The sequence below is a fragment of the Candidatus Pelagibacter sp. PS_10_02 genome (genome assembly GCF_059418005.1).
The window spans coordinates 603642-628715 of the sequence record NZ_CM182076.1 but is presented as its reverse complement, the minus strand read 5'-3'; the positions used below and the strand labels follow the sequence as shown (position 1 = coordinate 628715).

Genomic DNA, 25074 nt, shown 5'->3' with positions numbered 1-25074 from the left:
GATGTTTTTGGTTGGAATGTAGTACCTACTTAATGGAACTAAACGCTGCCACAAAATAACCTGTCAGTTATTTTCATTCAAAAATATATTAATTAATTAAAAAATTTATGCCAACTATTAACCAGTTGTTAAGAAAAAAAAGAATTAAACCTGTTGCAAGGAACAAAGTTCCAGCTTTGCAGAAGCAGCCTTTAAAAAGAGGTGTTTGTGTAAAAGTTTATACAACAACTCCAAAAAAACCCAACTCAGCATTAAGGAAAGTTGCAAGAGTTAGACTATCAAATGGTTTTGAAGTTACTGCTTACATTGGTGGTGAGGGTCACAATCTACAAGAACACTCTGTTGTATTGATCAGAGGCGGTCGTGTAAAAGATTTACCAGGTGTACGTTATCATATTCTAAGAGGAAACTTAGATACCCAAGGTGTTGCAAATAGAAAGAAGCGTAGATCTTTGTATGGAACAAAAAAGGGTAAATAATAGATATGTCTAGAAAAAAAACACAACCCAAAAAAGTTGTTACCCCAGACCCGATATTTAATTCTACAATTATTCCAAAACTAATAAACTCGATTATGTATGATGGAAAAAAAGTTGTAGCTGAAAAAATAGTTTATGAAGCAATAGAAAAAATTAAATCAAAAACGAAAGAAGAGCCAATTAATGTTTTTAATGAAGCAATTAATAACATTAAACCAACTGTAGAAGTTAGATCTAGAAGAGTTGGTGGTGCAACATATCAAGTGCCAGTTGAAGTAAAATCAAAAAGAGCACAAGCTCTGGCAATCAGATGGTTAGTTGATGCATCTAGAAAAAGAAAAGATAAACATATGTCTGATAAAATTTTTAACGAACTGTATGATGCTTATGAAAAAAAAGGTTCTGCAGTTAAAAAAAGAGAAGATGTTCACAAAATGGCTGAGTCAAATAAAGCATTTGCTCATTTCAGGTGGTAAAAAATTATGGCTAGAACACATACTTTAGATAAATACAGAAACATTGGTATCATGGCACACATTGATGCTGGAAAAACTACTACTACAGAGAGAATATTATATTACACTGGTAAAAGTCATAAAATTGGTGAAGTACATGATGGTGCTGCAACAATGGACTGGATGGAACAAGAACAAGAAAGAGGAATAACAATTACCTCAGCCGCTACAACTTGTTTCTGGAACGATCATAGAATTAATATTATTGATACCCCTGGCCACGTAGATTTTACTATCGAAGTTGAAAGATCTCTTAAAGTTTTAGATGGAGCTGTTTGTGTTTTTGATGGTGTAGCAGGTGTAGAACCTCAATCAGAAACTGTTTGGAGACAAGCTGACAAATATAAAGTTCCAAGAATATGTTTTGTTAATAAATTAGATAGAACAGGTGCTGATTTCTATAGATGTGTTGAAATGATTAAAGATAGACTAGGTTGTACGCCTCTACCTATTCAAATTCCTATTGGTATTGAAGCAGATTTAGTGGGTGTTGTAGATTTAGTAAAAATGAAAGCACAAATTTGGAAAAATGAAGCTCTAGGTGCAGAGTGGGAGTACAAAGATATCCCAGATGATTTAAAAGAAATTTCTCAAAAATATAGAACAGAATTAGTTGAGTTGGCTGTTGAGCAAGATGAGAAATTAATGGAAGCCTATTTAAATGGCGAAGAAATTAAAGAAGAAGATTTAATTAGATGTATAAGAAAAGGTACATTAAATTTCACTTTTGTACCAATAACAACTGGTTCTGCTTTTAAAAATAAAGGTGTACAACCACTTCTTGATGCAACAATAAATTATCTTCCAAGTCCAATTGATATTGGATCAATTAAAGGTACAAAACCTGGAACAGAAGATGAGTTAGACATGAAGTTTGATGATAAAGAGCCATTTTCTGCATTAGCTTTTAAAGTTGCTAACGATCCATTTGTTGGATCTCTTACATTTATTAGAGTTTATTCTGGTACAATTAAAACTGGTACAGCTGTATATAATACATCAAAAGACAAAGAGGAAAGAGTTGGCAGAATGTTATTAATGCATGCAAACTCTAGAGAAGATATCAAAGAAGCTAATGCTGGAGATATAGTTGCTTTAGCTGGTCTTAAATATACTATTACAGGTCACACATTATGTGATGAAAGCAATCCAGTATTACTTGAACCAATGGAATTCCCTGAACCAGTAATAGAAATTGCAGTTGAGCCAAAAACAAAAGCTGACCAAGAAAAAATGGGTGAAGCCCTTGGTAGATTGGCAGCTGAAGACCCTTCATTTAGAGTTACCTCTGATGAAGAGTCAGGACAAACTATTATTAAAGGTATGGGAGAGTTACATTTAGATATTATTGTTGATAGAATGAAAAGAGAATTTAAAGTTGAAGCAAATGTAGGTGCTCCTCAAGTTGCTTATAGAGAAACTTTACAAAATCCTTCTGAATTTGAGTACACTCACAAAAAACAAAGTGGTGGTGCAGGACAATTTGCAAAAGTTAAGCTTTTAGTAGAACCACAAGAACCTGGTTCTGGAAGATTAGTTGAAAGTAAAATTAAAGGTGGAGCCATTCCTAAAGAGTTTATTCCAGGTGTTGAAAAAGGAATTGAAACAATTTCTGATGGTGGAATTTTAGCTGGATTTCCAATGATTGATTATAAAGTGACAATACTTGATGGTTTGCACCACGATGTCGACTCAAGTGTTTTAGCTTTTGAATTAGCTGGAAGAGCTTGTTTTAAAGAAGCTTGTACAAGAGGAACTTTAAAACTATTAGAACCAGTAATGAGAGTTGAAGTTGTAACTCCTGAAGATTATATGGGGGATGTTATTGGAGACCTAAATAGTAGAAGAGGTCAAATTAGCACTCAAGAGCAAAGAGGAAATGCCACAGTTATTACAGCAATGGTACCTCTAGCTAATATGTTTGGTTATATTAATAGCTTAAGATCAATGTCACAAGGTAGAGCTCAATATTCAATGTTTTTTGACCATTATTCTAAAGTCCCACAAAACGTTCAGGATGAAGTAACTAAAAAGATTGCAGGCTAATCATTATGGAAAAACAAAATATAAGAATTAAATTAAGAGCATACGATAATAAAATTTTAGATGCTTCTACAGAAGAAATTGTAAACACTGTAAAAAGAACAGGTGCTACGATTAAGGGCCCAATACCTTTACCAACTAGAATTGAAAGATATACAGTTTTAAAAGGTCCTCATATCGATAAAAAAAGTAGAGAACAATTTGAAACAAGAACGCATAAAAGATTAATAGATATTATAGAACCAACACCTCAAACTGTTGAGGCTTTAATGAAACTTGATTTAGCATCAGGTGTTGATGTGGAGATTAAAATTTAATTATGAGTGAAATTGCATTAATTGGAAAAAAAATTGGTATGACTAGGGAGTTCTATAAAACAGGACGACTAGTACCTGTTACAGTCATTAAGATGGAAAAAGCAAGAGTTATTCAAGTAATTAACGAGGATAAACGTGGATACAAGGCAGTGCAACTTGGTTTTGGTAAAATTAAGGCTTCAAAACTTACTAAGGCAATGAAAGGTTTTTATGCTAAAAAAAATACAGAAGCCAAAAAGAAATTAAAAGAATTTAGAGTAGAAGATACCGAACAGTATAAAGAAGGCAATGAGTTCGGATTAGAAATATTTAATGAAGTAAAATTTGTTGATACCACATCTAAAACTATTGGTAAGGGTTTTGCTGGAGCAATGAAGAGACATAATTTTGGTGGATTAAGAGCTACTCACGGTGTTTCAGTCTCTCACAGATCTCATGGTTCAACTGGTCAAAGACAAGATCCAGGTAAAGTTTTTAAAGGAAAAAAAATGGCTGGACATATGGGTGACAGGTTAAGAACTATGCAAAATTTAGAAATCGTTAAAACCGATTTAGAAAATGAATTATTATATTTAAAAGGTTCAATTCCTGGATCAAAAAACACTGAAATTTTGGTTAAAAAATCAGTTAAAGTTATTAATAAAATGACTATTAATGAAAAAATTGTTGCTGCAGAAGAAGCTAAAAAAACACCGGATAAAAAGAAAAAATAATGAAAATTGATAAAATAAATTTAGACGGAAAAAAAGTTTCTATTGAAGTTTTAGACAAAGTTTTTGGAGCTAAAATCAATAAGAAATTAGTTGATAATGTTTTATTTAAAACTAATGCAAACTACAAGGGTAGACACGCAAAAACCAAACAACAAAATGAAATTACTGGATCTACCTCTAAAATTTATGCTCAAAAAGGAACTGGTGGTGCTAGACATGCTAGTAGAAAAGCGCCTATTTTCGTAGGTGGTGGTGTTGCTCATGGTCCAAAAGGAGAGCTGGCTTACAAAAAAAGAAAATTAAATAAAAGTGAAAAAAAACTAAGTATTGCTTCATTGATAACTGAAAAAAATAAATTAAATAATCTTTTAATCTTTAATGATTTTGGAAGTGAGATTAAAAAAACAAAAGAAATGAATTCAATAATTAAGAAATTTGAAATTACAAACTCATTAATTGTATTAGATAAATTATCTAAAGAAAAAATAGAAAAATCTGTAAGAAATATTCCAAATGTTAAAGTTACAGATATCAATCATTTTAGTGCTTTTGATATAATAAAATTTAAAAAAGTAGTCTTTACTGAAAGCTCAGTTAAAGAACTAGAAAAGAGATATTCGTAATATGGACAAGATACATCTATACGATAAGATTTTATCACCGATGGTTACTGAAAAAACCACAAATTTATCTGAGCAAAATAAAATTGTGTTTAGAGTGCCTCGTGCTGCAAACAAAACAAACTTAAAAAAAAATATTGAAAAAATCTTTAAAGTGAATGTAACAAAAATAAATATTATCAATAAACAGAATAGATCTAAAGTAACAAGAGGCAAAAAAGTTAATGTCCAAGGTTACAAAAAAGCAATAGTAACACTTAAAAAAGGTCAAAGTATTGACCTAACAACAGGAATTTAAGAAATGGCATTAAAAACTTTTAAACCATATACAAAATCAACTAGAGGAACAATTTTAGTTGATAGAACTGGACTATGGAAGGGAAAACCTTTTAAAGCTTTAGTAGAACCAAAAAGTTCTATGCGTGGAAGAAATAATAATGGTCACATAACTTCTCGTAATATGTCAGGTGGTGGACATAAGCAAATGTATAGAGTTGTAGATTTCTACCGAAAAAAAATTGATATGCCAGGAACTGTAGAAAGAATTGAGTATGATCCAAATAGATCTTGCTACATCATGCTTGTTAAGTTTGATGACGGACAACATTTTTACTATTTAGCTCCTCAAAAAATTCAAGTTGGAGATAAAGTTGAAAATGGTCCTGAAAAAGAAATTAAAGTTGGTAACTGTATGCCACTAAGAGATATTCCAGTAGGTATAAATATTCATAATGTTGAATTAAAGCCCGGAGCAGGTGGAAAAATTGCAAGATCTGCAGGAACTTCAGTTACAATCAGCGGTCTAGATGGAAATTATTCATTAATTAAGATGACCTCTGGAGAAGTTAGAAAAATTGACTCCAGATGTATGGCAACTATTGGGGTACTTTCAAATCCTGATCAAAAAAATATAAAAATAGGTAAAGCTGGTAGATCTAGATGGCTTGGTCGAAGACCTCATACTAGAGGAGTTGTGATGAACCCAGTTGATCACCCCCACGGTGGTGGTGAAGGTAAAACAGCAGGTGGAAGACACCCTGTATCACCTACAGGTCAGTCAGCCAAAGGATTAAAAACAAGAGATAATAAGAGTACAGACAAATTTATTGTAAGAAGAAGAAATAATAGGAAGGATTCTAAAAAATAATGTCTAGATCAGTGTGGAAAGGACCATTTGTTGAAGAAAGCTTGATCAAAAAAGTTGAAAAACAAAAATTAGATCCAAAAAAAATGCCTATTAAAACATGGTCAAGAAAGTCTACAATTATTCCTGAATTTGTTGGAGTAAGCTTTTTAATCTACAATGGTAAAAAATTTATTCCTGTAACGATATCAGAAGATATGGTCGGACATAAACTTGGCGAATTTTCTCCAACAAGAACATTTTTTGGACATACACCAGCTGATAAAAAAGCAAAACCAGCTGAAACGAAAAAATAATTATGAGCAAGACAAAAAAAATTAATAAATTAAAAGAAAACACTGTTAGATCAGTTAATAACAACATCAGATCTAGTGTTAGAAAACTAAATCCAATTTTAAAAGCTATAGTAGGCAAAAAAGTTGATGTTGCAATTCGAGAACTTCAATTTTCTGCTAAAAGAATCACTAAAGAAATCAGAAAAACAGTTTCATCTGCAGTTGCAAATGCGGAAAATAATAATCAATACGATATAGATAAACTAATAGTAAAAGAGGCATATTGTGGAAAAAAAGTTGTTATGAAAAGGTTTAGACCAAGAGCCAAAGGAAGAGCGGCTCCGATTTTGAAACCATATTCAACAGTTACTATAATTTTATCAGAAGCAAAAAAAATGGAGAGTCATGGGACAAAAAGTTAATCCAGTAGGTTTTAGACTTGGTGTGAATAGAGGATGGGACTCTGTTTGGTATGCAAAAAAGAAAGATTTTGGAAATTATTTAATAGAAGATTTTAAAATAAGAGAATATATCAAAAAAAATGTAGTTAATTCTGGTGTTTCAAAAGTTATGATCGAAAGAACATCAAACAAATGTTACGTTACCATTTATACTTCTCGACCAGGTTTTGTGATTGGTAAAAAAGGTAGTGATATTGATAAAATTAAAAACAATTTATCAAAATTTACTAGCAATGAAGTTACTCTAAATATTAAAGAGGTAAAAAAACCTGAAACTAATGCATATTTAGTTGCAGAAAATATTGCTCAGCAACTTGTTAAAAGAATTTCATATAGAAGAGCAATGAAAAGAGCTATGCAATCTTGTCTAAGATTAGGAGCAAAAGGAATTAAAGTATCTATTAGTGGGAGATTAGGTGGAAATGAAATTGCAAGAACTGAATGGTTAAGAGATGGAAGCATTCCTTCTCACACTTTAAGAGCTGATATTGATTATGCTGAAGCTGAAGCACTAACAACTTTTGGGATTATTGGTATCAAAGTATGGATCTATAAAGGAGAAGTTTTTGCTAAAGAATTTAGCCAAGAAACAAATAAAATAGTATCAAAAGAGGTTAAAGAATAATTATGCTACAGCCAGTTAGAACAAAATACAGAAAAGCGCATAAAGGAAGAATTCATGGTACAGCAACACGTGCAAGTAAAATAAATTATGGATCATATGCTTTGAAAGCAATGGCACCAGAGAGAATTATTGGTAAACAAATTGAAGCTGCTAGAGTCGCTTTAACTAGACACATGAAAAGACAAGGTAGAGTTTGGACGAGAATTTTTCCAAATATTCCTGTTTCAAAAAAACCTGTAGAAGTACGTATGGGAAAAGGTAAGGGTGCACCAGAATATTGGGCTTGTAGAGTTAAGCCGGGCAGAATTTTATTTGAAATTGATGGTGTTTCAGAAACTATTGCTAAAGAAGCCCTTTACAAAGCCTCAGCTAAATTACCAATTAAAACTAAATTTATTAAAAGATTTATATAAAAATGAAAAAACAAGAAATTAAAAAATTATCAAAAGACGAAGTTATCAAGAATATTGATAAATTAAAAAAAGATTTATTTAATTTTAGATTTCAAAAAATTAACTCACAAGTTACAAATCCATCTAAAATAGGACAGACTAAAAAAACTATAGCAAGATTAAAAACTATACTAAAAGGAAAGTTAAATGCCTAAAAAAATATTAACAGGAGTAGTAACTAGCGATAAAGCCGATAAAACTATAACTGTTTCAGTTGAAAGAAAATATTCACATCCTGTATTAAAAAAAGTTGTTAAAGTAAGAAAAAAATACAACGCTCATGATGAAAAAAATAAATATAAAATTGGAGACACGGTTTCAATTATTGAAAGTAAGCCTTTTTCAAAAAATAAAAAGTTTCAAGTAATGGATGGATCTAAATGATACAAGTACAAACAGAATTATTAGTAGCTGATAACACTGGTGCAAAAAGAATTGAATGTATCAAAGTTTTAGGTGGCTCTAAACGTAGATATGCAAGCATTGGAGACACCATTGTAATTGCTGTCAAAGAAGCTTTACCAAAAGGTAAGGTAAAAAAAGGATCAGTTCATAAAGCTGTAGTAGTAAGAGTTAAGAAAGGTATTCATAGAGATGATGGGTCTAAAGTTAGATTTGATAACAATGCAGCTGTCCTAGTTGATGACAAGGGTGAACCAGTTGGTACAAGAATTTTTGGTCCTGTAACAAGAGAATTAAGAAATAGAGGTCAAATGAAGATAATTTCATTGGCTCCAGAGGTTTTATAATGATTAAAAAAGGTTTAAAAGTGAGAATTTTAACTGGAAGAGATAGAAAAAAAGAAGGTGAAGTTATTGAAATTGATAGACCTAATAATAGAGCAAAAGTTCAAGGGATTAACATTGTTAAAAAACATGTCAAAACAACAAAAGAAAAAAAAGGTGGAATAATTTCTAAAGAGAGCTTTATTCATTTATCTAATTTAAAACTTGTTGATGACAAATCGAAAGCAAAAAAAATTGAGGCTAAGAAATAATGACACCTAGATTAAAAGAACTTTATTACAAAGAAATCCAGCCACAGCTAAAAGAGCAGCTTGGTTTTAAAAACACTTACATGGGTCCAAAATTACAAAAAGTAGTTATAAATATGGGCCTAGGTTTAGATGGTGCGGATGCAAAAATTATTAAATCTACTGAAGAAGATTTAGGAAAAATTGCTGGCCAAAAACCAGTTGTTACTAAATTTAAAAAATCAGTTGCAAATTTTAAGACAAGAAAAGGCACAAATGCAGGATTAAAAGTTACGTTAAGAGGCAACAAAATGTATGAATTTATAGATAGATTAGTGAATATTGCCTTACCTAGAATTAAAGATTTTAGAGGCTTATCACCTAAGGGTTTTGATAAGTTTGGAAATTATACTTTTGGCATCAAAGAACATATAATTTTTCCTGAAGTTAACTTCGATAGAATTGATAAAATTAGAGGTCTTGATATTGTTGTCGTGATTTCTGCGATAAGTAAAGAGCATAGTTTTGCTCTACTAGAAAAACTTAATTTCCCGTTCATTAAAAAAGGAGATAATTAAAAATGGCAAAAGTAAGCGCAATTAATAAAAACAATAAGAGAATTAAACTTTCTGATAGGCTTTATAAAAAGAGACAAGCTTTAAAGAAGATTGTAATGGATAAGAAAATATCATTAGAAGAAAGATTTAAAGCTCAACAAAAATTATCAAATTTACCACGTAATTCTGCAAAAAATAGAGTTATGAACAGATGTCAAATTACAGGTAGACCACATGGTGTTTACAGAAAATTAAAAATATCAAGAATAGCCTTAAGAGACTTGGGACTGCATGGATTAATTCCTGGCATGACTAAGTCCAGTTGGTAGAAAGGATAATATGAGTTTAAGTGACCCAATTGGGGATATGATTGCAAGAATAAAGAACGCTCTACTTAGAAACCATAAAAAAGTATCACTGCCTTCTTCTAACTTTAAAGTTAAGATTGCAGATATTTTAAAAAGTGAAGGCTTTATAAAAGATTATAAAATTGAAACAGATGATAAAAAACCAACATTATCTGTTGACCTTAAGTATTACTCAGGAAATCCAGTAATTAGCACTTTTGAAAGAGTGTCTAAACCAGGAAGAAGAATATTTTCTAGTGCTGATAGCTTACCAAAAATTAATGGTGGTCTTGGAATAGCAATTGTGTCAACACCAAAAGGTGTAATGACTGATATTGAAGCTAGAAAACAAAAAGTAGGTGGCGAAATTATTTGTAAGGTATTTTAATGTCTAAAATTGGTAAAATAAGTATTTCAATCCCAGAAAAAGTAAAAGCAGTTCTATCTGGCAATGTTTTAAACATAGAGGGGCCATTAGGTAAAAAATCGTTAAACGTTGATTTAGATATGTTTAATGTAGATATTGCTGAAGGCAAAGAAATATCAATTAAACCAAAAAAATTAGATCAAAATTCAAAAAGATTATGGGGCATGAATAGAAGTCTGATAAATAATGCGGTAATTGGTTCAAGTAAAGGCTATGAAAAAACACTTGAGCTTGTAGGAGTTGGTTATAGAGCTGCCCTTAAAGACAAACAGCTAAATTTACAACTAGGTTACAGTCATGATATAAACTTTGATATCCCTGAAGGTATTAAAATTGCTGTAGAAAAACAAACTGTAGTTAAAGTTAGTGGATCAGACAAACAACAAGTGGGAATGGTTGTTTCAAAAATAAAATCTTTTAGAAAGCCAGAACCTTATAAGGGCAAAGGTATCAGAGAAAAAGGACAGTATATTTTAAGAAAAGAAGGAAAGAAAAAATAATGAAATTAAACACAATTCAAAGAAAAAAGTTTAGAGTAACTGGAAAGTTAAAAAAAGTATCTTCTCCAGACAGACTAAGATTGAGTATTTCTAGATCTGCAAATAATATTTCAGCTCAAATTATTGATGATACAAAAAATATAACTGTGGTCTCTTGCTCATCTGTAGAAAAAGATATCAGAGCAATGGATAAAACTAACAAAACTGAAATTTCAAAAATTGTAGCTGAAAAATTAGCAAAAAAAGCACAAGAAAAAAAGATAACAAAAATATATTTTGATAGAGGAATATATAAATATCACGGTAGAGTTAAGGCTTTTGCTGATACTTTACGTAAAAATGGAATGGAATTTTAATTATGGATTTTAAAAATAAGAACGATGACGGTATCTTAGAAAAATTAGTTCACATCAATAGAATTACAAAAGTTGTAAAAGGTGGACGTAGATTTGGTTTTTCAGCGCTTGTGGTTGTTGGAAATCAAGCAGGAAAAATTGGTATAGCTCACGCAAAAGCAAAACAAGTACCTGATGCTATAAAGAAAGCTAATGAAACAGCACGTAGAAAATTAATACATATTCCACTTAGAGAAGGAAGAACTATCCACCATGATGTTTATGGCAAAGATGGTGCTGGTAAAATTGTTTTAAGATCAGCTCCTAAAGGAACTGGTATTATTGCTGGTGGACCTGTTAGGTCTGTGTGTGAGGTTTTAGGTATAAAAGATATTGTTGCAAAATCTATGGGAACATCTAACCCACATAATATGATTAGAGCAACAATGAAAGCTTTATCAAAACAAAATTCACCAAAACACATAGCAACAATTAGAAATAAAAAAATTTCTGATGTAATTGAAAAAAGAGGATAATGAGCACACTTAATACAACGGGAAAAGTTACAAAGAAAAAAATTAGAGTAGGTAGGGGTATTGGATCTGGTAAGGGTAAAACATCTGGAAGAGGTGTGAAAGGTCAAAAGTCAAGATCTGGTGTAGCAATAAAAGCTTTTGAAGGTGGACAAATGCCTTTATATAGAAGGCTGCCTAAAAGAGGATTTAATGCAATTAAAAGATACCAGGCAGCAATTGCAATTATTAATTTAGAAAAAATTCAATCATTTATTGATGAAAAGACTATCAATTCAGGTGATGTTATTAACATAGCTTTATTAAAAAAATTAAAATTAATTAATAAAAACTCAGATAAATTAAAAATCCTTGGTACAGGAGAGATCAAAGATAAAATAAATATTGAAGCTGATTTAATCTCAAAGTCCGCAGTAGAAAAACTTGAAAAAGCAGGTGGATCAATACAGTTAAAAAAATAATTAAGATATTATGAGTGCATCTTCTCAAACTAATGATCTTAAAAATCGAATAATTTTTACAATATTTATTCTAGCAGTCTACAGATTTGGTACATTTGTACCTCTTCCAGGTATTGACCCAGATCAATTGCAGGTAATGATGGATGGTAATCAAAAAGGGTTGCTAGGCATGTTTAATGTTTTTGCAGGAGGAGCCGTTAGTAGAATGGCTATATTTGCATTAGGAATAATGCCTTATATTTCCTCATCTATTATTGTTCAGTTGTTAACTGGTGTTTCTGATTACTTTAAGCATTTGAAATCTCAAGGTGAGACGGGTAGAGCAAAAATTACTCAAATTACAAGATACGGAACTGTTTTGCTTGCTACAATTCAAGGTTACGGATTATCTATTGGTCTAGAGTCTTCACCAAACTTAGTTATAAACCCGGGTCTATTTTTTAAAATAACTACTGTTTCAACTATTGTTGCTGGCACAATGTTTTTAATGTGGTTAGGTGAGCAAATTACACAAAGAGGGATTGGAAACGGTATCTCATTAATTATTTTTGCTGGTATAGTTGCTGAAATACCAAGAGCTTTAGTTACTACTTTTGAATTAGGTAGAACAGGAGCTGTTTCAACATTCATGATTATAGCAATATTTGTTTTATTAATTGCCACAATAATGTTTATCGTTTTTATGGAAAGAGCATTAAGAAAAATTCTTATAAACTATCCAAAAAGACAAATGGGGAATAAAATGTATGGTGGAGAGTCTTCTCATTTACCTTTAAAGATAAACCAAGCTGGAGTTATTCCTGCTATTTTTGCTTCTGCTTTATTGTTATTGCCAGTGACTTTTTCAGGATTTAGCTTTTCTGACAATGATACATTTTTAAATATAAGTTCTTATTTTACACAAGGTCAGCCTCTTTATATGATCTTATATGCTTCGGGAATAATATTTTTTACTTTTTTTTATACCTCAATTACTTTTAATCCGACTGAGACTGCCGATAATTTAAGAAAATATGGAGGGTTTGTTCCTGGAATTAGACCTGGTGAAAATACAGCATTATATATTGAAAAAATTATAACAAAACTTACAACAATAGGCGCTCTTTATTTGACATTAGTCTGTTTAATGCCCGAGTTTTTAATTGCAAATTATCCAATACCTTTTTACTTGGGTGGAACATCAATCCTAATTGTTGTTGTTGTAGCAATTGATACTGTAACTCAAATACAAACTAGATTAATGAGTTCTCAATACGAGCAATTAATAAAAAAAACAAAATTCGGTAAGTAAAAATCGTGAATATAATTTTATTTGGACCCCCAGGTGCTGGAAAGGGGACTCAAGCACAGTTCATTGTAAAAAAGCATAATTATTTTCAATTATCAACGGGTAATTTATTAAGAAATGAAGTTAAGCTAAATACTGAACTTGGAAGTGAAATTGAAGAACTTATTTCAAACGGAAAATTTGTTTCAGATGAAATAGTGAATAAATTGCTGAAACAATCAATTACTAATTTAAAATTTAGAGATAGAATTATATTTGATGGCTACCCTAGAAATGTCGAGCAAGCAATTAATTTAGAAATTATATTGAATGAATTTAATCAATCTATAGGTCATACAATATTCTTAAATGTTTCAAGAGATATTATTGAAAAACGTATTATGGGAAGAATGACCTGTGATATATGCAATATGACTTTAAACGCTTATTTTAACAAAAAAGAAATTGAATTACATCCCTGTGGTGCTGAACATTTAAAAAAAAGAAAAGATGATAATTTAGAAGTGGTCATCGCAAGATACGATACTTATATGACGGCTACAAAACCTGTATTAGATTTTTATATTAAAAATTCAAATTTCACAGAAATTGATGGAGCAGATGAAATTGGTCAAATTACCAATAAAATTAATGATATTCTTAAGGTTTAAGACGTTGACTTTGGAACATCTTCTTATATAAAAGGCTAAATTTATTCTCAAAAAATATGGCTCGTATAGCAGGTGTAAATATTCCGCAAAACAAACTTGTTCACATAGGACTTACCTATATCTATGGTATTGGTGATAAGTTTTCTAATCAAATTTGTACATCACTTGAAATTCCCAGAGAAAAAAGAATTAATGAACTTACTGACGAAGATATTCTAAAAATTAGAGAATATATTGACTCAAACTTTAAAGTAGAGGGTGACTTAAGAAGAGATTATTCTTTAACCATAAAAAGATTAATCGATCTTGCTTGTTACAGAGGGTCTCGTCACAGAAAAAAACTTCCTGTTAGAGGGCAAAGAACAAGATGTAATGCAAGAACAAGAAAAGGTAAGGCGATCGCGATTGCAGGAAAAAAATTAACACCACTTAAAAAATAATTTATTTATGGCTAAAGTTGACAAAGTTGAAAATAAGGATGCTGTTGTAGAAAAAAAAGCTGATAAGAAATCTAAAAAAAGCTCATATTCTAAAAAGAAGAAGATAAAGAAAAATATTCTTAATGGTATTGCTTATGTGCAATCAACATTTAATAATACAATAATATCAATCGCAGATACTAATGGTAACGTTATTTCATGGGCTTCGGCAGGACAAAAAGGATTTAAAGGTTCAAGAAAATCAACTCCATATGCTGCACAAATTGCTGCAGACTCTGCCGCATCTAAAGCTTTAGAGTACGGAATGAAAACTTTATCAGTTGAGGTTAAAGGACCTGGTTCGGGAAGAGAAACTGCTTTGAGAGCTTTACAAGCAAGAGGTTTTAAAATTCTTTCAATTAAAGATACTACACCAATGCCACATAACGGCGTAAGACCACCAAAAAAAAGGAGAGTTTAATAAATGGAAAGTTTAAATGTAAATGCAAAAAATTGGAAAGCATTAATTAAACCAGCCCAATTAGATGTAAAAATTAATGATGATAAATCACATGCAAAAATTGTAGCAGAACCTTTAGAAAAAGGTTATGGATTAACATTAGGAAATTCACTAAGAAGAATTTTACTTTCATCTATAAGAGGAGCCGCTGTAACTTCTATTCAAATTGATGGTGTGCTACATGAATTTACATCTATAAAAGGTGTTAGAGAAGATGTAACAGATATAGTTCTTAACGTTAAATCTTTAGCATTAAAAAGCTCATCTGAAAGTACTAAAAAACTTATTTTAGACGCTAAAGGTCCTGGTGAAATTAAAGCCTCTGATATAACACCAGTTACTGATATTGAAATTTTAAATCCAGATTTAGTTATCTGTAATCTTGATGAAAATACACATTTTCATATGGAAATGAATGTTGGCACAGGTAAAGGTTATGTTCCAGCTGTAATGAATAAACCAGAGGAACCACCATTAGGTTTAATAGCAATAGACTCTTTATATAGCCCAGTTAAAAAAGTTTCTTTTTCTGTTAGCACAGCTAGAGAAGGAAAAGCTCTTGATTATGATAAATTAACTATGGAAGTTGAAACAAATGGTTCAATTTCAGCTGAAGATGCAGTTGCTTATTCTGCTAGAATTTTTCAAGATCAACTAAATATGTTTGTTAATTTTGATGAACCAGTTGAAGCTCCTATAAAAGAAGTGTCAACTGAACCAGAATTTAATAAGAACTTATTAAGAAAAGTTGATGAACTTGAATTGTCAGTACGTTCTATGAATTGCTTAAAGAATGATAACATCATTTACATTGGTGATTTAGTTCAAAAATCTGAAGGTGAAATGCTTAGAACACCTAATTTTGGTAGAAAGTCATTAAATGAGATTAAAGAAGTATTAACTGGCATGTCTTTATATCTCGGTATGGAAATACCTAACTGGCCACCAGAAAATATTGCTGAAATGTCTAAGAAGTTAGAGGAACAGATCTAATGAGACACGGAATGACCAATAAGAAGTTAAACAGAACTTCTGAACATAGAAAAGCTTTACTGAAGAATATGCTAAATTCTTTAATAAAATATGAACAGATTACAACGACACTTCCAAAGGCTAAATTCCTAAAACCCCAAGCAGACAAGATTATAACACTTGGAAAAAAAGAAACTTTACAAACTACAAAAATGTTAATGTCAAAACTACAAGATATTTCATCAGCAAATAAGGTTAAAAAAACTTTATCTAAAAGATATGCTTCTAGAAATGGTGGTTATACTCGAATAGTTAAGGCAGGTTTTAGATATGGTGACAATGCACCAATGGCAGTAATTGAATTTGTTGATAGAGATGTAGAAGCTAAAAGAGTTGATAGAAAGAAAAAAGACGTTTCAAAAGATAAAACTGAAGAGAAAAAATTAGCTACTGCTTAATTTTTATATAATAATATAACATCATGAAAAAGTCATTCAACGTTGATTCAACGTTTAACGATATGCGTATCGATAGATGGATTCGTAATAATCTTGGCAATTATCCACAAAGTTTAATTGAAAAAAGTTTAAAAAGTGGAAAAATAAAAATAAACACTAAAAAAGTAAAAAGCTCACATAAAGTTAAAACTGGTGATGTGATTAATATTTTTAATTTTGATTTTAAAGAAACTATAGTTCAAAAAACAATTAAATTTGTTCCTACAGAGGAGGTTATTAAGGAAAATGAGGATTTGATTATTGATAACAACGAAGATTTTATTGTTTTAAATAAGAGTGCAGGTATTTCGGTTCAAGGTGGAACTAAGTCTAAAAAAAATCTAGTAGATATTTTTGCTCGAAGTGAGATTTTTCAAAATACCAAACCTTTTTCAGTTCATAGATTAGATAAAGATACCTCAGGTGTTTTTATTATGGCTAAACATAGAGAGTCAGCCCAACTATTAACATCTCTCTTTAGACTAAGAAAAGTTCACAAAACTTATCTTGCCATTTGTCATGGAGAACTAGAGAAAGACTCTGGTGAATGGAATAATGATTTAACAAGGTATGATAATGATAAAGAAATAGTTGAAAAAGCTAGAACTCTTTATAAGGTTTTAGATAAAAATTCTATATGTAGTTTAGTTGAAATGAAACCTATAACGGGACGAAAACACCAATTAAGAAAACAACTTTATGCTGTCGGATGCCCTATTTATGGAGACCAAAAATATAAATTTAGTAATACTGACAAAGCAATTAATAAGAATTTAATGCTACATTCATATCAAATTAAATTTATGATAAAGGATAAGAAGTATACCTACACGGCTTTGTTACCTGATTATTTTAAAAAACTTTTAAAAACTAAAAGACTTAGACTTCCAAATTCTTAGAAAATTTATCAATAACGATATCTTTTAAATTCTCATAATTTTGGTTATTGATCATTTTAAGATTAGTCACACCTTTATCTGAAATACCACAGGGTATTATTTTTTTATAATTATTAAGATCATTATCAATATTGATTGCAAAACCATGATAAGCAATCCACTTACTCACTCTAACTCCAATTGCTGCGACTTTACTAATTTCATCATTATGCTTAATCCAAATTCCTATATTTTTAGGATCTCCAAAAGTTTTGATATTAAATTCTAATAAACTTTGAATAATTGTTTTTTCAATTAATGTAATAAATTTTCTAATATCTTTTTCTCTCTTTTTTAAATCGATAACAAAGTAGCAAATTAGTTGTCCTGGCCCATGATAAGTAATTTTGCCCCCACGATTTGTTTTAACTAGATTTATTTCATTATTGAGAACTTCCTCTGATTTATAGCTGGTACCAGCGGTAAATACTTCTTCATGTTCAAGAATCCAAATTAGTTCATTATTTTTACCACTATTTATTTCAATCAGTCTATTTTCTAATAAATTTATAGCATCTTGATATTTTACTGGTTTTGTTGACTTTTTTATCTCTATCTTCATTTATAAATTGTATTATTCTTATTATACACTATTAGTGCAAAAATTGATTTATAGGTAAATTTATGTCTTTAATAAAAAAAATAAAAGATAAAAAAGTTAATTTTGAATTTAACAAAGAGTATATAAAAGTAGTTACTTCAAAGATTAGCAATAATGATGCTGAATTTATTACAAATTCTTTTAATGAAATGCATCCAGCTGATGCTGCTGATATTATTGAACACTTAAATCAAAGCGATAGAGAAAGTTTAATCAAACTTAATAAATTTAATATCGATCCTCAAGTTTTTATTGAATTAAATGAGGCAATACAATCTGAAATTATAGCCTATCTATCACCTGAAAGCATTGTTAGACTTTTAAAGAATCTTGAGTCTGACGATGCCATCACAATATTAGAAAATGTAGAAGAAAAAGATAAAAATTCTATTTTAAGCTCTTTACCACCTAAAGATCGTTTCGCATTATTGGAAAGTTTAAGTTATCCAGAAGATACAGCAGCGAGAATTATGCAACGAGAATTTACAGCAATTCCAAGCAATTGGTCTGTAGGTCAAACGATAGATTATTTAAGAGATAATAAAGATTTACCTGAAGAATTTTTAGAAATTTTCATAATAGATGAGGATTTTAAACCAATAGGAACCGTTCCTTCTTCTAAAGTTTTAACCACTTCTCGAGAAACAAAAATGCTGTCTATTATGTCGGAATCTCAATTATTAATTCCTGTTGATATGGACAAAGAAGAAGTGGGCCATGTTTTTGAAAATTATAATTTAAATTCAGCTGCAGTTGTAGACAAAACTAATAAGTTAGTTGGAATGATCATGTATGATGATATTTTAACTGTCCTTAAAGAAGAGGCAGAAGAAGATGCTTTAAGATTAGCTGGGGTAGGAGATGAGGAAATTACAGATGGTGTTTTTAAAAAGACAAGACGTAGATTTAATTGGTTACTATTAAATTTATTTACTGCTTTTCTAGCAACATGGGTTATTAGTTTATTTGGTGCCACTATAGAGCAAATGGTTGTACTAGCATTTTTAATGCCAATTGTTGCTTCAATGGGTGGTAATGCAGGAATGCAAACTTTAGCTGTAACAGTTAGAACTTTAGCAACTAATGATTTAACTAAAAACAATTTTACACAAAATATTCTCAAAGAATTTAATATAGGTATTTTAAATGGAATTATTTTTGCAGTAATTAGTGCATTAATAGTTCAATTATGGTTTCAGGATAATTTACTTTCATTGATTATTTCTATGTCCATGATTATTACAATGATGGTAGCAGGTTTATTTGGAATTGTTGTACCCATTACCTTAAAAAAGATGAGCATAGACCCAGCAATTGCTTCAAGTGTATTTGTTACAACAATTACTGATGTTATTGGTTTTGTATCTTTTCTAGGAGTAAGTGCGTATTTTCTTTAAAAGTTATCTATAAGTCGAATACCACTTAAATAATAAGCAACAAATAATTTGAAATTATGTTTTTTAATTTTTTTACTCAAATTTATAAGATTTCTACATTCTAAATATTCAATCTTTATATTAAATTTTTTTATAAGATTATGAGAGGCATCTTTTATTAGGTTTTTATCTTTAATATTTTTTTTGATCAATTTCTTTAATTTAAATAATTCACCAGCAATTGTTCCAGCTATTTTTAGATTATGAGCATTTAATAAAAAATTTCTCGTAGATAAAGCTGCTTTATTAGAGTCTCTGATAGTTTTACAAACATTAACTTTAGTTTTATATTTTTTCTCAATAAAATTACGCGCTAAAAAGAATTGTTGATAATCTTTTTCACCCATCCAAATAATTTTTGGTCTTATTATGTTTGTTAAACGGTCTAAAACATCAATAACTCCTTCAAAATGACCTTTTCTAAATTTAGCACATAATATTTTTTGTGATTTTTTTAATAAAATTTTATTTAGTTTTTTTTTACCATAAATCTGATCTACTGAAGGAATAAAAAGATAGTCAATCTTTAATTTCTTAAGAAGCTTAATGTCTTTATTAAGGTTTCTAGGATATGTTTTAAAATCTTTTTTGCTGTTAAACTGTGATGGGTTTACAAAAATACTTACTAGAGTTTTTTTACATCTTTTTTTGGAAATATTAATAAGTGAAACATGACCTTTATGCAAACCACCCATTGTAGGAACAAATCCCAGTCCTTTCTCTTGGACTATTGCCTTATTTAAATCAACTATCTTTCGTATTAATTTCATTTGTAATAATAGTATTAATAAGTAAAACATTTATATGATTAAACAAGCAATTATTCCCCTTGCAGGACTTGGAACAAGACTGCTGCCTCTCACAAGTGTTTTTGCTAAAGAACTTTTACCAATTAACGGTAAACCTGGAATAGAATATATTTTAGATGAATGTATTAATGCTGGTATAAAAGAAGTTATTTTTATTATCTCAAAAAAAAAATTAATGATAAAGAATTATTTTTATAACGATAAATTTTATAAAGATATTATTAAAAAGAAAAAAGACCAAAGGATCATTAAAGAGTATAAAAAAATATTAAAATACAAAAAAATGATTAAATTTGTATTCCAAGAAAAACCATTAGGAACAGGTGATGCTGTTTTAAAAACAAAAAAATTTATTAAAGATAAATATTTTTTAATGTTATTACCTGATGACCTAATAATGAAAAGTAATTGTTCAAAGTCTATGGTTTCTATCCATAAAAAATACAACTCTTCTGTAATGGCGAGCATGAAGGTTAATAAGAAAGATGTTTCTAGATGGGGTATTTACAATATAAAAAAGAATATTGATAAAAATAATTTTATAATCAAAAATGTTGTAGAAAAGCCTTCAATTAAATCTGCTCCATCAAAAAATGCTGTTATTGGTAGGTATATTTTGCCTAAAACAATTTTTAAAAAGTTATCAAAGTTAAAGCCTGGTAGTGGTAAAGAAATTCATATCACTGATGCTATTCAATCTTTGATAGATGAAAATTATAGATTTATTGGACATAACTTTAATGGCAAATATTTAGACTGTGGAACAATGAAAGGTTATATTAACTCTACTTTAGAAATTGCGAAGATATGAAACTTTGTATGATAGGCACTGGCTATGTAGGTTTAGTAAGTGGTGTTTGCTTTTCTGATTTAGGTAATGATGTCATTTGTGTTGATAAAGATTTAGATAAGATAAACAATCTTAAACAGGGCATTATTCCTATTTATGAGCCTGGTTTAGAAGAGTTAGTTTTAAAGAATTTTAAAAACAATAGATTAAAATTTACAACTAATTTAAAAGAAGCCATTTTAAAATCTGATATAATTTTTATATGTGTTGGAACACCTACCAAAAAAAATAGTAGTGCTGCTGATTTAACACAAGTTTATAATGTAGCTAAAGAAATTAGCAGATCTATTTCTAAATTTAAGATTATTATTACTAAATCGACTGTCCCTGTTACTACGGGAGATGAAATTGAAAAAATAATATCAAAAAAAATATCAAAAAAGTTATTTTCTGTTGTTTCAAATCCAGAATTTTTAAGGGAAGGTGAGGCTATAAGAGACTTCATTTACCCTGACAGAGTTGTAATAGGTACATCAAATAAAAGATCAAATAAAATTTTAAAAAATCTCTATTCACCACTTATATCTAAAGGTGCAAAATATATTAACACCTCAAGAAGAGCAGCAGAGTTAATCAAGTATGCGTCTAATGCCTTTTTAGCCACAAAGATAACCTTTATTAATGAACTTTCTAATCTATGTGAAAAAATAAATGTTAATATTGAGGATATTTCTATTGGAATGGGTCTTGATAAAAGAATTGGTAGTCGTTTTTTAAGAGCTGGTCCAGCTTATGGTGGATCATGCTTTCCAAAAGATACGAAAGCTATTGTTTCAACTAGTGACAAGTTTAAAACAAATTTATCAGTAATCAAAAGTGTAATCAAATCTAATGACAATAGATCATCTTTATTACTCAAACGAACTTTTGAAATCTTAAACAATAAGATAAAAAACAAGAAAATATGTTTTCTAGGTGTAACATTTAAAGCAAATACAGATGATATGAGAGACTCGTCCAGTTTATCTATGATTCCTTCGTTACATAAAAAAGGTGCAAAAATTAATTACTTTGATCCTACAGGTGAGAAAAATGATTTTAAGAAATTAAAAAATGTAACATTTTCTAATGATATTAAATCTGCAATTTCTAACTCAGATCTAATTATTATTCACACTGAATGGAATGACTTTAAATCAATAAATTTTAACAAACTTGTTAAAAACAAAAATTTTAAAATCTTTGACATGCGAAACATTTATTCAGCAAAAAAAATGACAGAGCAGAAAATTAAATATTTTGCTATTGGATCCTAGTTTAATTCAAATATTGCATCAACTTCTACTGACACGCCTAGAGGTAAACTATTAGTACTAACTGCTGCTCTGGTATGCATTCCAGCTTCACCAAAAACTGATACAATTAAGTCTGAGGCACCATTAATTACTTTTGGTTGTTCAGTAAAATCTTCTGTAGAATTTACAAATCCGGTTAACTTCACACATGATTTAACTTTAGAGAGGTCATCATTGCATGCTTTTTTTACTTGTGAGATAATATTTAGACCACATCTTTTAGCCGCTTCATACCCATCTTCAGTGTTTAATTCTTTGCCAATTTTACCTTTAATTAGCTCACCATCTACATTAGTAGAAATTTGTCCTGATATAAAAAGCATTTTACCTATTATTTTTGATGCCACATATGAACCTACAGGATCTCTTGCTTCTGGTAATTTTAATTTTAATTCGTTAATTTTTTCTTCATAATTCATTTTTATTTACCTTTTTTCTTTTTTTTATTTTTTTTATTTCTATCGTATTCTTTTCTTTTCTCAATTAAAATTAAAGCTTCTTCCATATTTAACTCCAATGGGTCTTTTTCTTCAGGAATAGTTGCATTTAAAGATTTATACTTAATGTAAGGTCCATATTGACCTTTCATTACTCTAACTGGTTTTTTGTCCTCAGGATGTTCTCCTAGATCTTTAATTATAGATGCTGACATTCTTCCAGGTTTAGCTTCTGCTATTAATGATATTGCTCTATTTAAGCCTATAGAAAAAATTTCTTCTACATTTTCAATTCTTGCAGATTTATTTTCACATTTTAAATAAGGGCCAAATCTACCAGAATTTAATATAATATCTTTTTGATTTTCAGGATTGATGCCTAAACTTTTAGGTAATGAACATAAGAATTTAGCTCTATCAAGATCTATACTATCTAATGTAATTCCTTTAGGTATAGAGACATTTCTTAAATTGTTATCTTCTTTTTCTATTTTCTTTTTTTTTGTTTTCTTTTTCTTTTTTGTTTCAACAATAGTTTCATCTTTTAATTCCTCAATTTTTTCATATTGTAAGTAGGGACCAAATCTTCCATTTTTAAGATACATGTCATTACCATTTTCATGTTTTCCTATAAACTTTGGTTCTGCTAGTTGGGATTGAGCAGCTGCTTTAGCTTTAGATAAAGGTCTAGTAAATTTACACTCTGGATAATTTGAACAACCTATAAAAGCACCACCTCTAAAGCTATTTTTTAAACTTAATGATCCCGTATTACAAAGTTTACATTGTTTATTTATATTACCTTCTTTATCTCTTTCAAAAATTAAACTACCAAGACTGTCATTTAAAAGGTCTAAAACTTCTCTAGTTCTTTTTTCTTTAACGTCAGACACATTTTGATTGAAATCTTTCCAAAACATTTCAAGAACTCTAATCCATCCTTCTTTGCCTGTAGTTATGTCATCTAATTGATTTTCTAATCCAGCAGTAAAATTATAATCGACGTATTTAGAAAATAATTTTTCAAGAAATGCAGATATTAATTTTCCTCGGTCAGTAGGATGAAATCTTTTATTTATAGTTTCGGCATAACCTCTAGTTGATATGACTGATATTATACTTGCATATGTTGATGGCCTTCCAATTCCTAATTCTTCTAGCTTTTTTACTAAGCTTGCCTCAGAATATCTCGGAGGAGGCTGTGTAAAGTGTTGTTCGTCTAATAAGGCTTCAATATTTATTGGCCCTTTGTTCATTTCTGGAAGAATATCTTCATCTTCTTCTTTCTTATTATCGTTCATAACTTTTAAGAATCCGTCAAATTTAATCACCGAACCACTAGCTTTACAAATGGTTCCATTATCATCTGAAGTTATTGTAATAGTATTTCTGTCAAATTGAGCAGGCTGCATTTGAGAAGAAAGGGCTCTACTCCAAATTAAATCATATAATTTATGCTGATCAGGACTTAAATATTTTTTAACAGACCCAGGTGCACGCATAATATCTGTTGGACGGATTGCTTCATGTGCTTCTTGAGCATTTTTTGCTTTTTTGCCAGAATAACTAGCTGCTTGATCAGGCAAATATTCACTTCCAAATTGATCCTTGATATATTTTCTGAAAGTATCTACAGCATCTTTAGATAGATTTGTACCATCTGTTCTCATATAGGTAATTAAGCCAATAGTTTCTCCCTCAATTTCTATTCCTTGATACAATTTTTGAGCGATTTGCATTGTACGTGATGCACCAAATCCTAATCTACCTGAAGCAACTTGTTGAAGAGTAGAAGTTGTGAATGGACCAGAAGGATTTCTATTTACAACTTTGCTAGAAATATCACTTATTTGAAATTTTTTAGATTGAACGGTATTCATTGCTTTTTCGATTTCATCTTTATTTTTGAATGAAAATTTTTCAATTTTTTTATTCTCTAGTTGAGTGATGCTAGCGAGAATACTATTTTTATTATTATCATTAAATTTAATACTTAGTGTCCAAAATTCTTCTGGATTAAATAACTCAATTTCATGCTCTCTTTCAGTAATAAGTTTTAAGGCTACTGATTGAACTCGACCTGCAGATTTTGATCCTGGCAATTTTGTCCACAGTATAGGTGATATGTTAAAGCCAACTAAGTAGTCTAGAGCTCTTCTAGCCATATAAGCATCAACAAGTAAAGGTTCAATTTGCCTAGGATTTTCAATGCCATGCACTACTGCTTTTTTGGTTATTTCATTAAAAACAACTCTTTCAACATATTTATCTTTTATTAATTTTTTTTCATTCAAATATTCTTTTACATGCCATGCTATTGCTTCACCTTCACGATCAGGGTCTGTTGCCAAAATTATTTTTGAAGAAATTTTAGCAGCATCAGTAATTTCCTTAAGATATTTTTTAGAAAAACTATCAACTTCCCATTCCATTTTAAAATTATTTTCTGGATCAACAGATCCATTTTTTGATGGAAGATCTCTAATATGACCATAACTTGCTAAAACAATATAGTTATCACCTAAATACTTATTTATAGTTTTAGCTTTAGCAGGACTTTCTACGATGACTAGATTCATTATAAA

Annotated in this window: 37 protein-coding genes; 33 read left to right on the top strand and 4 right to left on the bottom strand. The window is 29.8% G+C overall.

What is annotated here, in order from left to right; translation table 11 throughout:
* Positions 1-107: 107 nt before the first annotated feature.
* The 30 genes from rpsL to AC5SL1_RS03355 are packed head-to-tail and all read left to right on the top strand — an operon-like array spanning position 108 to position 17022.
* Positions 108-479 (top strand): 30S ribosomal protein S12, encoded by a 372-nt coding sequence (rpsL, locus tag AC5SL1_RS03500; protein ID WP_006996807.1) that lies wholly within the window; start codon positions 108-110, stop codon positions 477-479.
* Positions 480-484: 5 nt separating this feature from the next.
* Positions 485-955 (top strand): 30S ribosomal protein S7, encoded by a 471-nt coding sequence (rpsG, locus tag AC5SL1_RS03495; protein ID WP_494599150.1) that lies wholly within the window; start codon positions 485-487, stop codon positions 953-955.
* A 6-nt stretch (positions 956-961) separates the two neighbouring features.
* Entirely contained in the window at positions 962-3040 is a 2079-nt protein-coding gene (gene fusA, locus AC5SL1_RS03490) for an elongation factor G (RefSeq protein ID WP_494599149.1), read from the top strand.
* Between the two features lie 5 nt (positions 3041-3045).
* Entirely contained in the window at positions 3046-3354 is a 309-nt protein-coding gene (gene rpsJ, locus AC5SL1_RS03485; protein WP_006996810.1) for a 30S ribosomal protein S10, read from the top strand.
* 2 nt (positions 3355-3356) lie between these two features.
* The gene (rplC, locus tag AC5SL1_RS03480; RefSeq protein ID WP_494573600.1) at positions 3357-4067 is read left to right on the top strand and encodes a 50S ribosomal protein L3; all 711 of its coding nucleotides are present in this window, start codon (positions 3357-3359) and stop codon (positions 4065-4067) included.
* Positions 4067-4690, top strand: a complete 624-nt coding sequence (gene rplD, locus AC5SL1_RS03475; RefSeq protein ID WP_494599148.1) for a 50S ribosomal protein L4 — start codon at positions 4067-4069, stop codon at positions 4688-4690. Before rplC ends, rplD begins: the two co-directional genes overlap by 1 nt.
* A gap of 1 nt (position 4691) precedes the next feature.
* Entirely contained in the window at positions 4692-4985 is a 294-nt protein-coding gene (gene rplW, locus AC5SL1_RS03470) for a 50S ribosomal protein L23 (RefSeq protein ID WP_494573602.1), read from the top strand.
* Positions 4986-4988: 3 nt separating this feature from the next.
* Entirely contained in the window at positions 4989-5834 is an 846-nt protein-coding gene (gene rplB / locus AC5SL1_RS03465; protein ID WP_494573603.1) for a 50S ribosomal protein L2, read from the top strand.
* Positions 5834-6127 carry a 30S ribosomal protein S19 gene (rpsS, locus tag AC5SL1_RS03460; RefSeq protein ID WP_494573604.1) on the top strand — a complete coding sequence of 98 codons (294 nt, stop codon included), beginning with the start codon at positions 5834-5836 and terminating at the stop codon, positions 6125-6127. The genes rplB and rpsS overlap by 1 nt, the downstream gene beginning before the upstream one ends.
* Before the next feature lie 2 nt (positions 6128-6129).
* Positions 6130-6528, top strand: a complete 399-nt coding sequence (gene rplV / locus AC5SL1_RS03455) for a 50S ribosomal protein L22 (protein ID WP_494573605.1) — start codon at positions 6130-6132, stop codon at positions 6526-6528.
* Entirely contained in the window at positions 6512-7192 is a 681-nt protein-coding gene (gene rpsC / locus AC5SL1_RS03450; RefSeq protein WP_494599147.1) for a 30S ribosomal protein S3, read from the top strand. Before rplV ends, rpsC begins: the two co-directional genes overlap by 17 nt.
* A 2-nt stretch (positions 7193-7194) precedes the next feature.
* The gene (gene rplP / locus AC5SL1_RS03445; protein WP_494599146.1) at positions 7195-7605 is read left to right on the top strand and encodes a 50S ribosomal protein L16; all 411 of its coding nucleotides are present in this window, start codon (positions 7195-7197) and stop codon (positions 7603-7605) included.
* A gap of 2 nt (positions 7606-7607) precedes the next feature.
* Positions 7608-7799, top strand: coding sequence for a 50S ribosomal protein L29 (gene rpmC / locus AC5SL1_RS03440; RefSeq protein ID WP_347186771.1), 192 nt, complete (start codon positions 7608-7610; stop codon positions 7797-7799).
* On the top strand, positions 7792-8028 hold the full coding sequence (gene rpsQ, locus AC5SL1_RS03435) for a 30S ribosomal protein S17 (protein WP_347186772.1): 237 nt from the start codon (positions 7792-7794) through the stop codon (positions 8026-8028). The genes rpmC and rpsQ overlap by 8 nt, the downstream gene beginning before the upstream one ends.
* Positions 8025-8393 (top strand): 50S ribosomal protein L14, encoded by a 369-nt coding sequence (gene rplN / locus AC5SL1_RS03430; RefSeq protein WP_347186773.1) that lies wholly within the window; start codon positions 8025-8027, stop codon positions 8391-8393. The genes rpsQ and rplN overlap by 4 nt, the downstream gene beginning before the upstream one ends.
* Positions 8393-8641 carry a 50S ribosomal protein L24 gene (rplX, locus tag AC5SL1_RS03425; RefSeq protein WP_347186774.1) on the top strand — a complete coding sequence of 83 codons (249 nt, stop codon included), beginning with the start codon at positions 8393-8395 and terminating at the stop codon, positions 8639-8641. The genes rplN and rplX overlap by 1 nt, the downstream gene beginning before the upstream one ends.
* Positions 8641-9195: a 50S ribosomal protein L5 gene (gene rplE, locus AC5SL1_RS03420; RefSeq protein ID WP_494599145.1), complete on the top strand. Its 555-nt coding sequence runs from the start codon at positions 8641-8643 to the stop codon at positions 9193-9195. The genes rplX and rplE overlap by 1 nt, the downstream gene beginning before the upstream one ends.
* A 2-nt stretch (positions 9196-9197) precedes the next feature.
* Positions 9198-9503, top strand: coding sequence for a 30S ribosomal protein S14 (rpsN, locus tag AC5SL1_RS03415; protein ID WP_347186776.1), 306 nt, complete (start codon positions 9198-9200; stop codon positions 9501-9503).
* Between the two features lie 10 nt (positions 9504-9513).
* Positions 9514-9909 carry a 30S ribosomal protein S8 gene (gene rpsH, locus AC5SL1_RS03410; protein ID WP_347186777.1) on the top strand — a complete coding sequence of 132 codons (396 nt, stop codon included), beginning with the start codon at positions 9514-9516 and terminating at the stop codon, positions 9907-9909.
* A complete protein-coding gene (gene rplF, locus AC5SL1_RS03405; RefSeq protein ID WP_494599144.1) occupies positions 9909-10448 on the top strand; it encodes a 50S ribosomal protein L6 in 540 nt (179 codons plus the stop codon). Before rpsH ends, rplF begins: the two co-directional genes overlap by 1 nt.
* On the top strand, positions 10448-10804 hold the full coding sequence (rplR, locus tag AC5SL1_RS03400) for a 50S ribosomal protein L18 (RefSeq protein WP_494573609.1): 357 nt from the start codon (positions 10448-10450) through the stop codon (positions 10802-10804). Before rplF ends, rplR begins: the two co-directional genes overlap by 1 nt.
* A gap of 2 nt (positions 10805-10806) precedes the next feature.
* On the top strand, positions 10807-11319 hold the full coding sequence (rpsE, locus tag AC5SL1_RS03395; protein WP_494573610.1) for a 30S ribosomal protein S5: 513 nt from the start codon (positions 10807-10809) through the stop codon (positions 11317-11319).
* Positions 11319-11777: a 50S ribosomal protein L15 gene (rplO, locus tag AC5SL1_RS03390; protein ID WP_494580783.1), complete on the top strand. Its 459-nt coding sequence runs from the start codon at positions 11319-11321 to the stop codon at positions 11775-11777. The genes rpsE and rplO overlap by 1 nt, the downstream gene beginning before the upstream one ends.
* Positions 11778-11787: 10 nt before the next feature.
* The gene (secY, locus tag AC5SL1_RS03385; RefSeq protein WP_494573612.1) at positions 11788-13068 is read left to right on the top strand and encodes a preprotein translocase subunit SecY; all 1281 of its coding nucleotides are present in this window, start codon (positions 11788-11790) and stop codon (positions 13066-13068) included.
* Between the two features lie 5 nt (positions 13069-13073).
* Positions 13074-13715 carry an adenylate kinase gene (locus AC5SL1_RS03380; RefSeq protein ID WP_494586944.1) on the top strand — a complete coding sequence of 214 codons (642 nt, stop codon included), beginning with the start codon at positions 13074-13076 and terminating at the stop codon, positions 13713-13715.
* 56 nt (positions 13716-13771) lie between these two features.
* The gene (gene rpsM / locus AC5SL1_RS03375; protein WP_494573614.1) at positions 13772-14155 is read left to right on the top strand and encodes a 30S ribosomal protein S13; all 384 of its coding nucleotides are present in this window, start codon (positions 13772-13774) and stop codon (positions 14153-14155) included.
* Between the two features lie 7 nt (positions 14156-14162).
* Positions 14163-14615 (top strand): 30S ribosomal protein S11, encoded by a 453-nt coding sequence (gene rpsK / locus AC5SL1_RS03370; protein ID WP_494573615.1) that lies wholly within the window; start codon positions 14163-14165, stop codon positions 14613-14615.
* A 3-nt stretch (positions 14616-14618) separates the two neighbouring features.
* Positions 14619-15647 carry a DNA-directed RNA polymerase subunit alpha gene (locus tag AC5SL1_RS03365; protein ID WP_494580781.1) on the top strand — a complete coding sequence of 343 codons (1029 nt, stop codon included), beginning with the start codon at positions 14619-14621 and terminating at the stop codon, positions 15645-15647.
* On the top strand, positions 15647-16084 hold the full coding sequence (gene rplQ / locus AC5SL1_RS03360; protein ID WP_494580780.1) for a 50S ribosomal protein L17: 438 nt from the start codon (positions 15647-15649) through the stop codon (positions 16082-16084). Before AC5SL1_RS03365 ends, rplQ begins: the two co-directional genes overlap by 1 nt.
* A gap of 23 nt (positions 16085-16107) precedes the next feature.
* Complete coding sequence (locus AC5SL1_RS03355; protein ID WP_494580779.1) at positions 16108-17022, top strand: RluA family pseudouridine synthase; 915 nt, start codon at positions 16108-16110, stop codon at positions 17020-17022.
* On the opposite strand, the gene lipB is transcribed toward AC5SL1_RS03355, so the two are convergent.
* Entirely contained in the window at positions 17003-17623 is a 621-nt protein-coding gene (lipB, locus tag AC5SL1_RS03350) for a lipoyl(octanoyl) transferase LipB (RefSeq protein WP_494600286.1), read from the bottom strand. The genes AC5SL1_RS03355 and lipB overlap by 20 nt on opposite strands.
* 62 nt (positions 17624-17685) lie before the next feature.
* Between lipB and mgtE the strand changes: the two genes are divergently transcribed.
* A complete protein-coding gene (mgtE, locus tag AC5SL1_RS03345) occupies positions 17686-19059 on the top strand; it encodes a magnesium transporter (protein ID WP_494573620.1) in 1374 nt (457 codons plus the stop codon).
* Here the strand turns inward: mgtE and panC are convergent.
* A complete protein-coding gene (panC, locus tag AC5SL1_RS03340) occupies positions 19056-19898 on the bottom strand; it encodes a pantoate--beta-alanine ligase (protein ID WP_494600285.1) in 843 nt (280 codons plus the stop codon). The two genes, mgtE and panC, sit on opposite strands and share 4 nt — an antisense overlap.
* Before the next feature lie 4 nt (positions 19899-19902).
* Here panC and AC5SL1_RS03335 point away from each other — a divergent pair, with 4 nt between their 5' ends.
* Complete coding sequence (locus AC5SL1_RS03335) at positions 19903-20718, top strand: sugar phosphate nucleotidyltransferase (protein ID WP_494600284.1); 816 nt, start codon at positions 19903-19905, stop codon at positions 20716-20718.
* Complete coding sequence (locus tag AC5SL1_RS03330) at positions 20715-22013, top strand: UDP-glucose dehydrogenase family protein (RefSeq protein ID WP_494600283.1); 1299 nt, start codon at positions 20715-20717, stop codon at positions 22011-22013. Before AC5SL1_RS03335 ends, AC5SL1_RS03330 begins: the two co-directional genes overlap by 4 nt.
* Here the strand turns inward: AC5SL1_RS03330 and AC5SL1_RS03325 are convergent.
* Both AC5SL1_RS03325 and topA read right to left on the bottom strand, forming a co-directional pair.
* Complete coding sequence (locus AC5SL1_RS03325) at positions 22010-22471, bottom strand: RidA family protein (RefSeq protein ID WP_494600282.1); 462 nt, start codon at positions 22469-22471, stop codon at positions 22010-22012. The genes AC5SL1_RS03330 and AC5SL1_RS03325 overlap by 4 nt on opposite strands.
* Before the next feature lie 2 nt (positions 22472-22473).
* On the bottom strand, positions 22474-25068 hold the full coding sequence (topA, locus tag AC5SL1_RS03320) for a type I DNA topoisomerase (RefSeq protein WP_494600281.1): 2595 nt from the start codon (positions 25066-25068) through the stop codon (positions 22474-22476).
* Positions 25069-25074: the final 6 nt, after the last annotated feature.

Excerpts from the sequence above, each read along its gene's own strand:
- rpsL (WP_006996807.1), top strand. The coding sequence starts at position 108 with ATGCCAACTATTAACCAGTTGTTAAGAAAAAAAAGAATTAAACCTGTT.
- rpsG (WP_494599150.1), top strand. The coding sequence starts at position 485 with ATGTCTAGAAAAAAAACACAACCCAAAAAAGTTGTTACCCCAGACCCG.
- fusA (WP_494599149.1), top strand. The coding sequence starts at position 962 with ATGGCTAGAACACATACTTTAGATAAATACAGAAACATTGGTATCATG.
- rpsJ (WP_006996810.1), top strand. The coding sequence starts at position 3,046 with ATGGAAAAACAAAATATAAGAATTAAATTAAGAGCATACGATAATAAA.
- rplC (WP_494573600.1), top strand. The coding sequence starts at position 3,357 with ATGAGTGAAATTGCATTAATTGGAAAAAAAATTGGTATGACTAGGGAG.
- rplD (WP_494599148.1), top strand. The coding sequence starts at position 4,067 with ATGAAAATTGATAAAATAAATTTAGACGGAAAAAAAGTTTCTATTGAA.
- rplW (WP_494573602.1), top strand. The coding sequence starts at position 4,692 with ATGGACAAGATACATCTATACGATAAGATTTTATCACCGATGGTTACT.
- rplB (WP_494573603.1), top strand. The coding sequence starts at position 4,989 with ATGGCATTAAAAACTTTTAAACCATATACAAAATCAACTAGAGGAACA.
- rpsS (WP_494573604.1), top strand. The coding sequence starts at position 5,834 with ATGTCTAGATCAGTGTGGAAAGGACCATTTGTTGAAGAAAGCTTGATC.
- rplV (WP_494573605.1), top strand. The coding sequence starts at position 6,130 with ATGAGCAAGACAAAAAAAATTAATAAATTAAAAGAAAACACTGTTAGA.
- rpsC (WP_494599147.1), top strand. The coding sequence starts at position 6,512 with ATGGGACAAAAAGTTAATCCAGTAGGTTTTAGACTTGGTGTGAATAGA.
- rplP (WP_494599146.1), top strand. The coding sequence starts at position 7,195 with ATGCTACAGCCAGTTAGAACAAAATACAGAAAAGCGCATAAAGGAAGA.
- rpmC (WP_347186771.1), top strand. The coding sequence starts at position 7,608 with ATGAAAAAACAAGAAATTAAAAAATTATCAAAAGACGAAGTTATCAAG.
- rpsQ (WP_347186772.1), top strand. The coding sequence starts at position 7,792 with ATGCCTAAAAAAATATTAACAGGAGTAGTAACTAGCGATAAAGCCGAT.
- rplN (WP_347186773.1), top strand. The coding sequence starts at position 8,025 with ATGATACAAGTACAAACAGAATTATTAGTAGCTGATAACACTGGTGCA.
- rplX (WP_347186774.1), top strand. The coding sequence starts at position 8,393 with ATGATTAAAAAAGGTTTAAAAGTGAGAATTTTAACTGGAAGAGATAGA.
- rplE (WP_494599145.1), top strand. The coding sequence starts at position 8,641 with ATGACACCTAGATTAAAAGAACTTTATTACAAAGAAATCCAGCCACAG.
- rpsN (WP_347186776.1), top strand. The coding sequence starts at position 9,198 with ATGGCAAAAGTAAGCGCAATTAATAAAAACAATAAGAGAATTAAACTT.
- rpsH (WP_347186777.1), top strand. The coding sequence starts at position 9,514 with ATGAGTTTAAGTGACCCAATTGGGGATATGATTGCAAGAATAAAGAAC.
- rplF (WP_494599144.1), top strand. The coding sequence starts at position 9,909 with ATGTCTAAAATTGGTAAAATAAGTATTTCAATCCCAGAAAAAGTAAAA.
- rplR (WP_494573609.1), top strand. The coding sequence starts at position 10,448 with ATGAAATTAAACACAATTCAAAGAAAAAAGTTTAGAGTAACTGGAAAG.
- rpsE (WP_494573610.1), top strand. The coding sequence starts at position 10,807 with ATGGATTTTAAAAATAAGAACGATGACGGTATCTTAGAAAAATTAGTT.
- rplO (WP_494580783.1), top strand. The coding sequence starts at position 11,319 with ATGAGCACACTTAATACAACGGGAAAAGTTACAAAGAAAAAAATTAGA.
- secY (WP_494573612.1), top strand. The coding sequence starts at position 11,788 with ATGAGTGCATCTTCTCAAACTAATGATCTTAAAAATCGAATAATTTTT.
- rpsM (WP_494573614.1), top strand. The coding sequence starts at position 13,772 with ATGGCTCGTATAGCAGGTGTAAATATTCCGCAAAACAAACTTGTTCAC.
- rpsK (WP_494573615.1), top strand. The coding sequence starts at position 14,163 with ATGGCTAAAGTTGACAAAGTTGAAAATAAGGATGCTGTTGTAGAAAAA.
- AC5SL1_RS03365 (WP_494580781.1), top strand. The coding sequence starts at position 14,619 with ATGGAAAGTTTAAATGTAAATGCAAAAAATTGGAAAGCATTAATTAAA.
- rplQ (WP_494580780.1), top strand. The coding sequence starts at position 15,647 with ATGAGACACGGAATGACCAATAAGAAGTTAAACAGAACTTCTGAACAT.
- AC5SL1_RS03355 (WP_494580779.1), top strand. The coding sequence starts at position 16,108 with ATGAAAAAGTCATTCAACGTTGATTCAACGTTTAACGATATGCGTATC.
- lipB (WP_494600286.1), bottom strand. The coding sequence starts at position 17,623 with ATGAAGATAGAGATAAAAAAGTCAACAAAACCAGTAAAATATCAAGAT.
- mgtE (WP_494573620.1), top strand. The coding sequence starts at position 17,686 with ATGTCTTTAATAAAAAAAATAAAAGATAAAAAAGTTAATTTTGAATTT.
- panC (WP_494600285.1), bottom strand. The coding sequence starts at position 19,898 with ATGTTTTACTTATTAATACTATTATTACAAATGAAATTAATACGAAAG.
- AC5SL1_RS03335 (WP_494600284.1), top strand. The coding sequence starts at position 19,903 with ATGATTAAACAAGCAATTATTCCCCTTGCAGGACTTGGAACAAGACTG.
- AC5SL1_RS03330 (WP_494600283.1), top strand. The coding sequence starts at position 20,715 with ATGAAACTTTGTATGATAGGCACTGGCTATGTAGGTTTAGTAAGTGGT.
- AC5SL1_RS03325 (WP_494600282.1), bottom strand. The coding sequence starts at position 22,471 with ATGAATTATGAAGAAAAAATTAACGAATTAAAATTAAAATTACCAGAA.
- topA (WP_494600281.1), bottom strand. The coding sequence starts at position 25,068 with ATGAATCTAGTCATCGTAGAAAGTCCTGCTAAAGCTAAAACTATAAAT.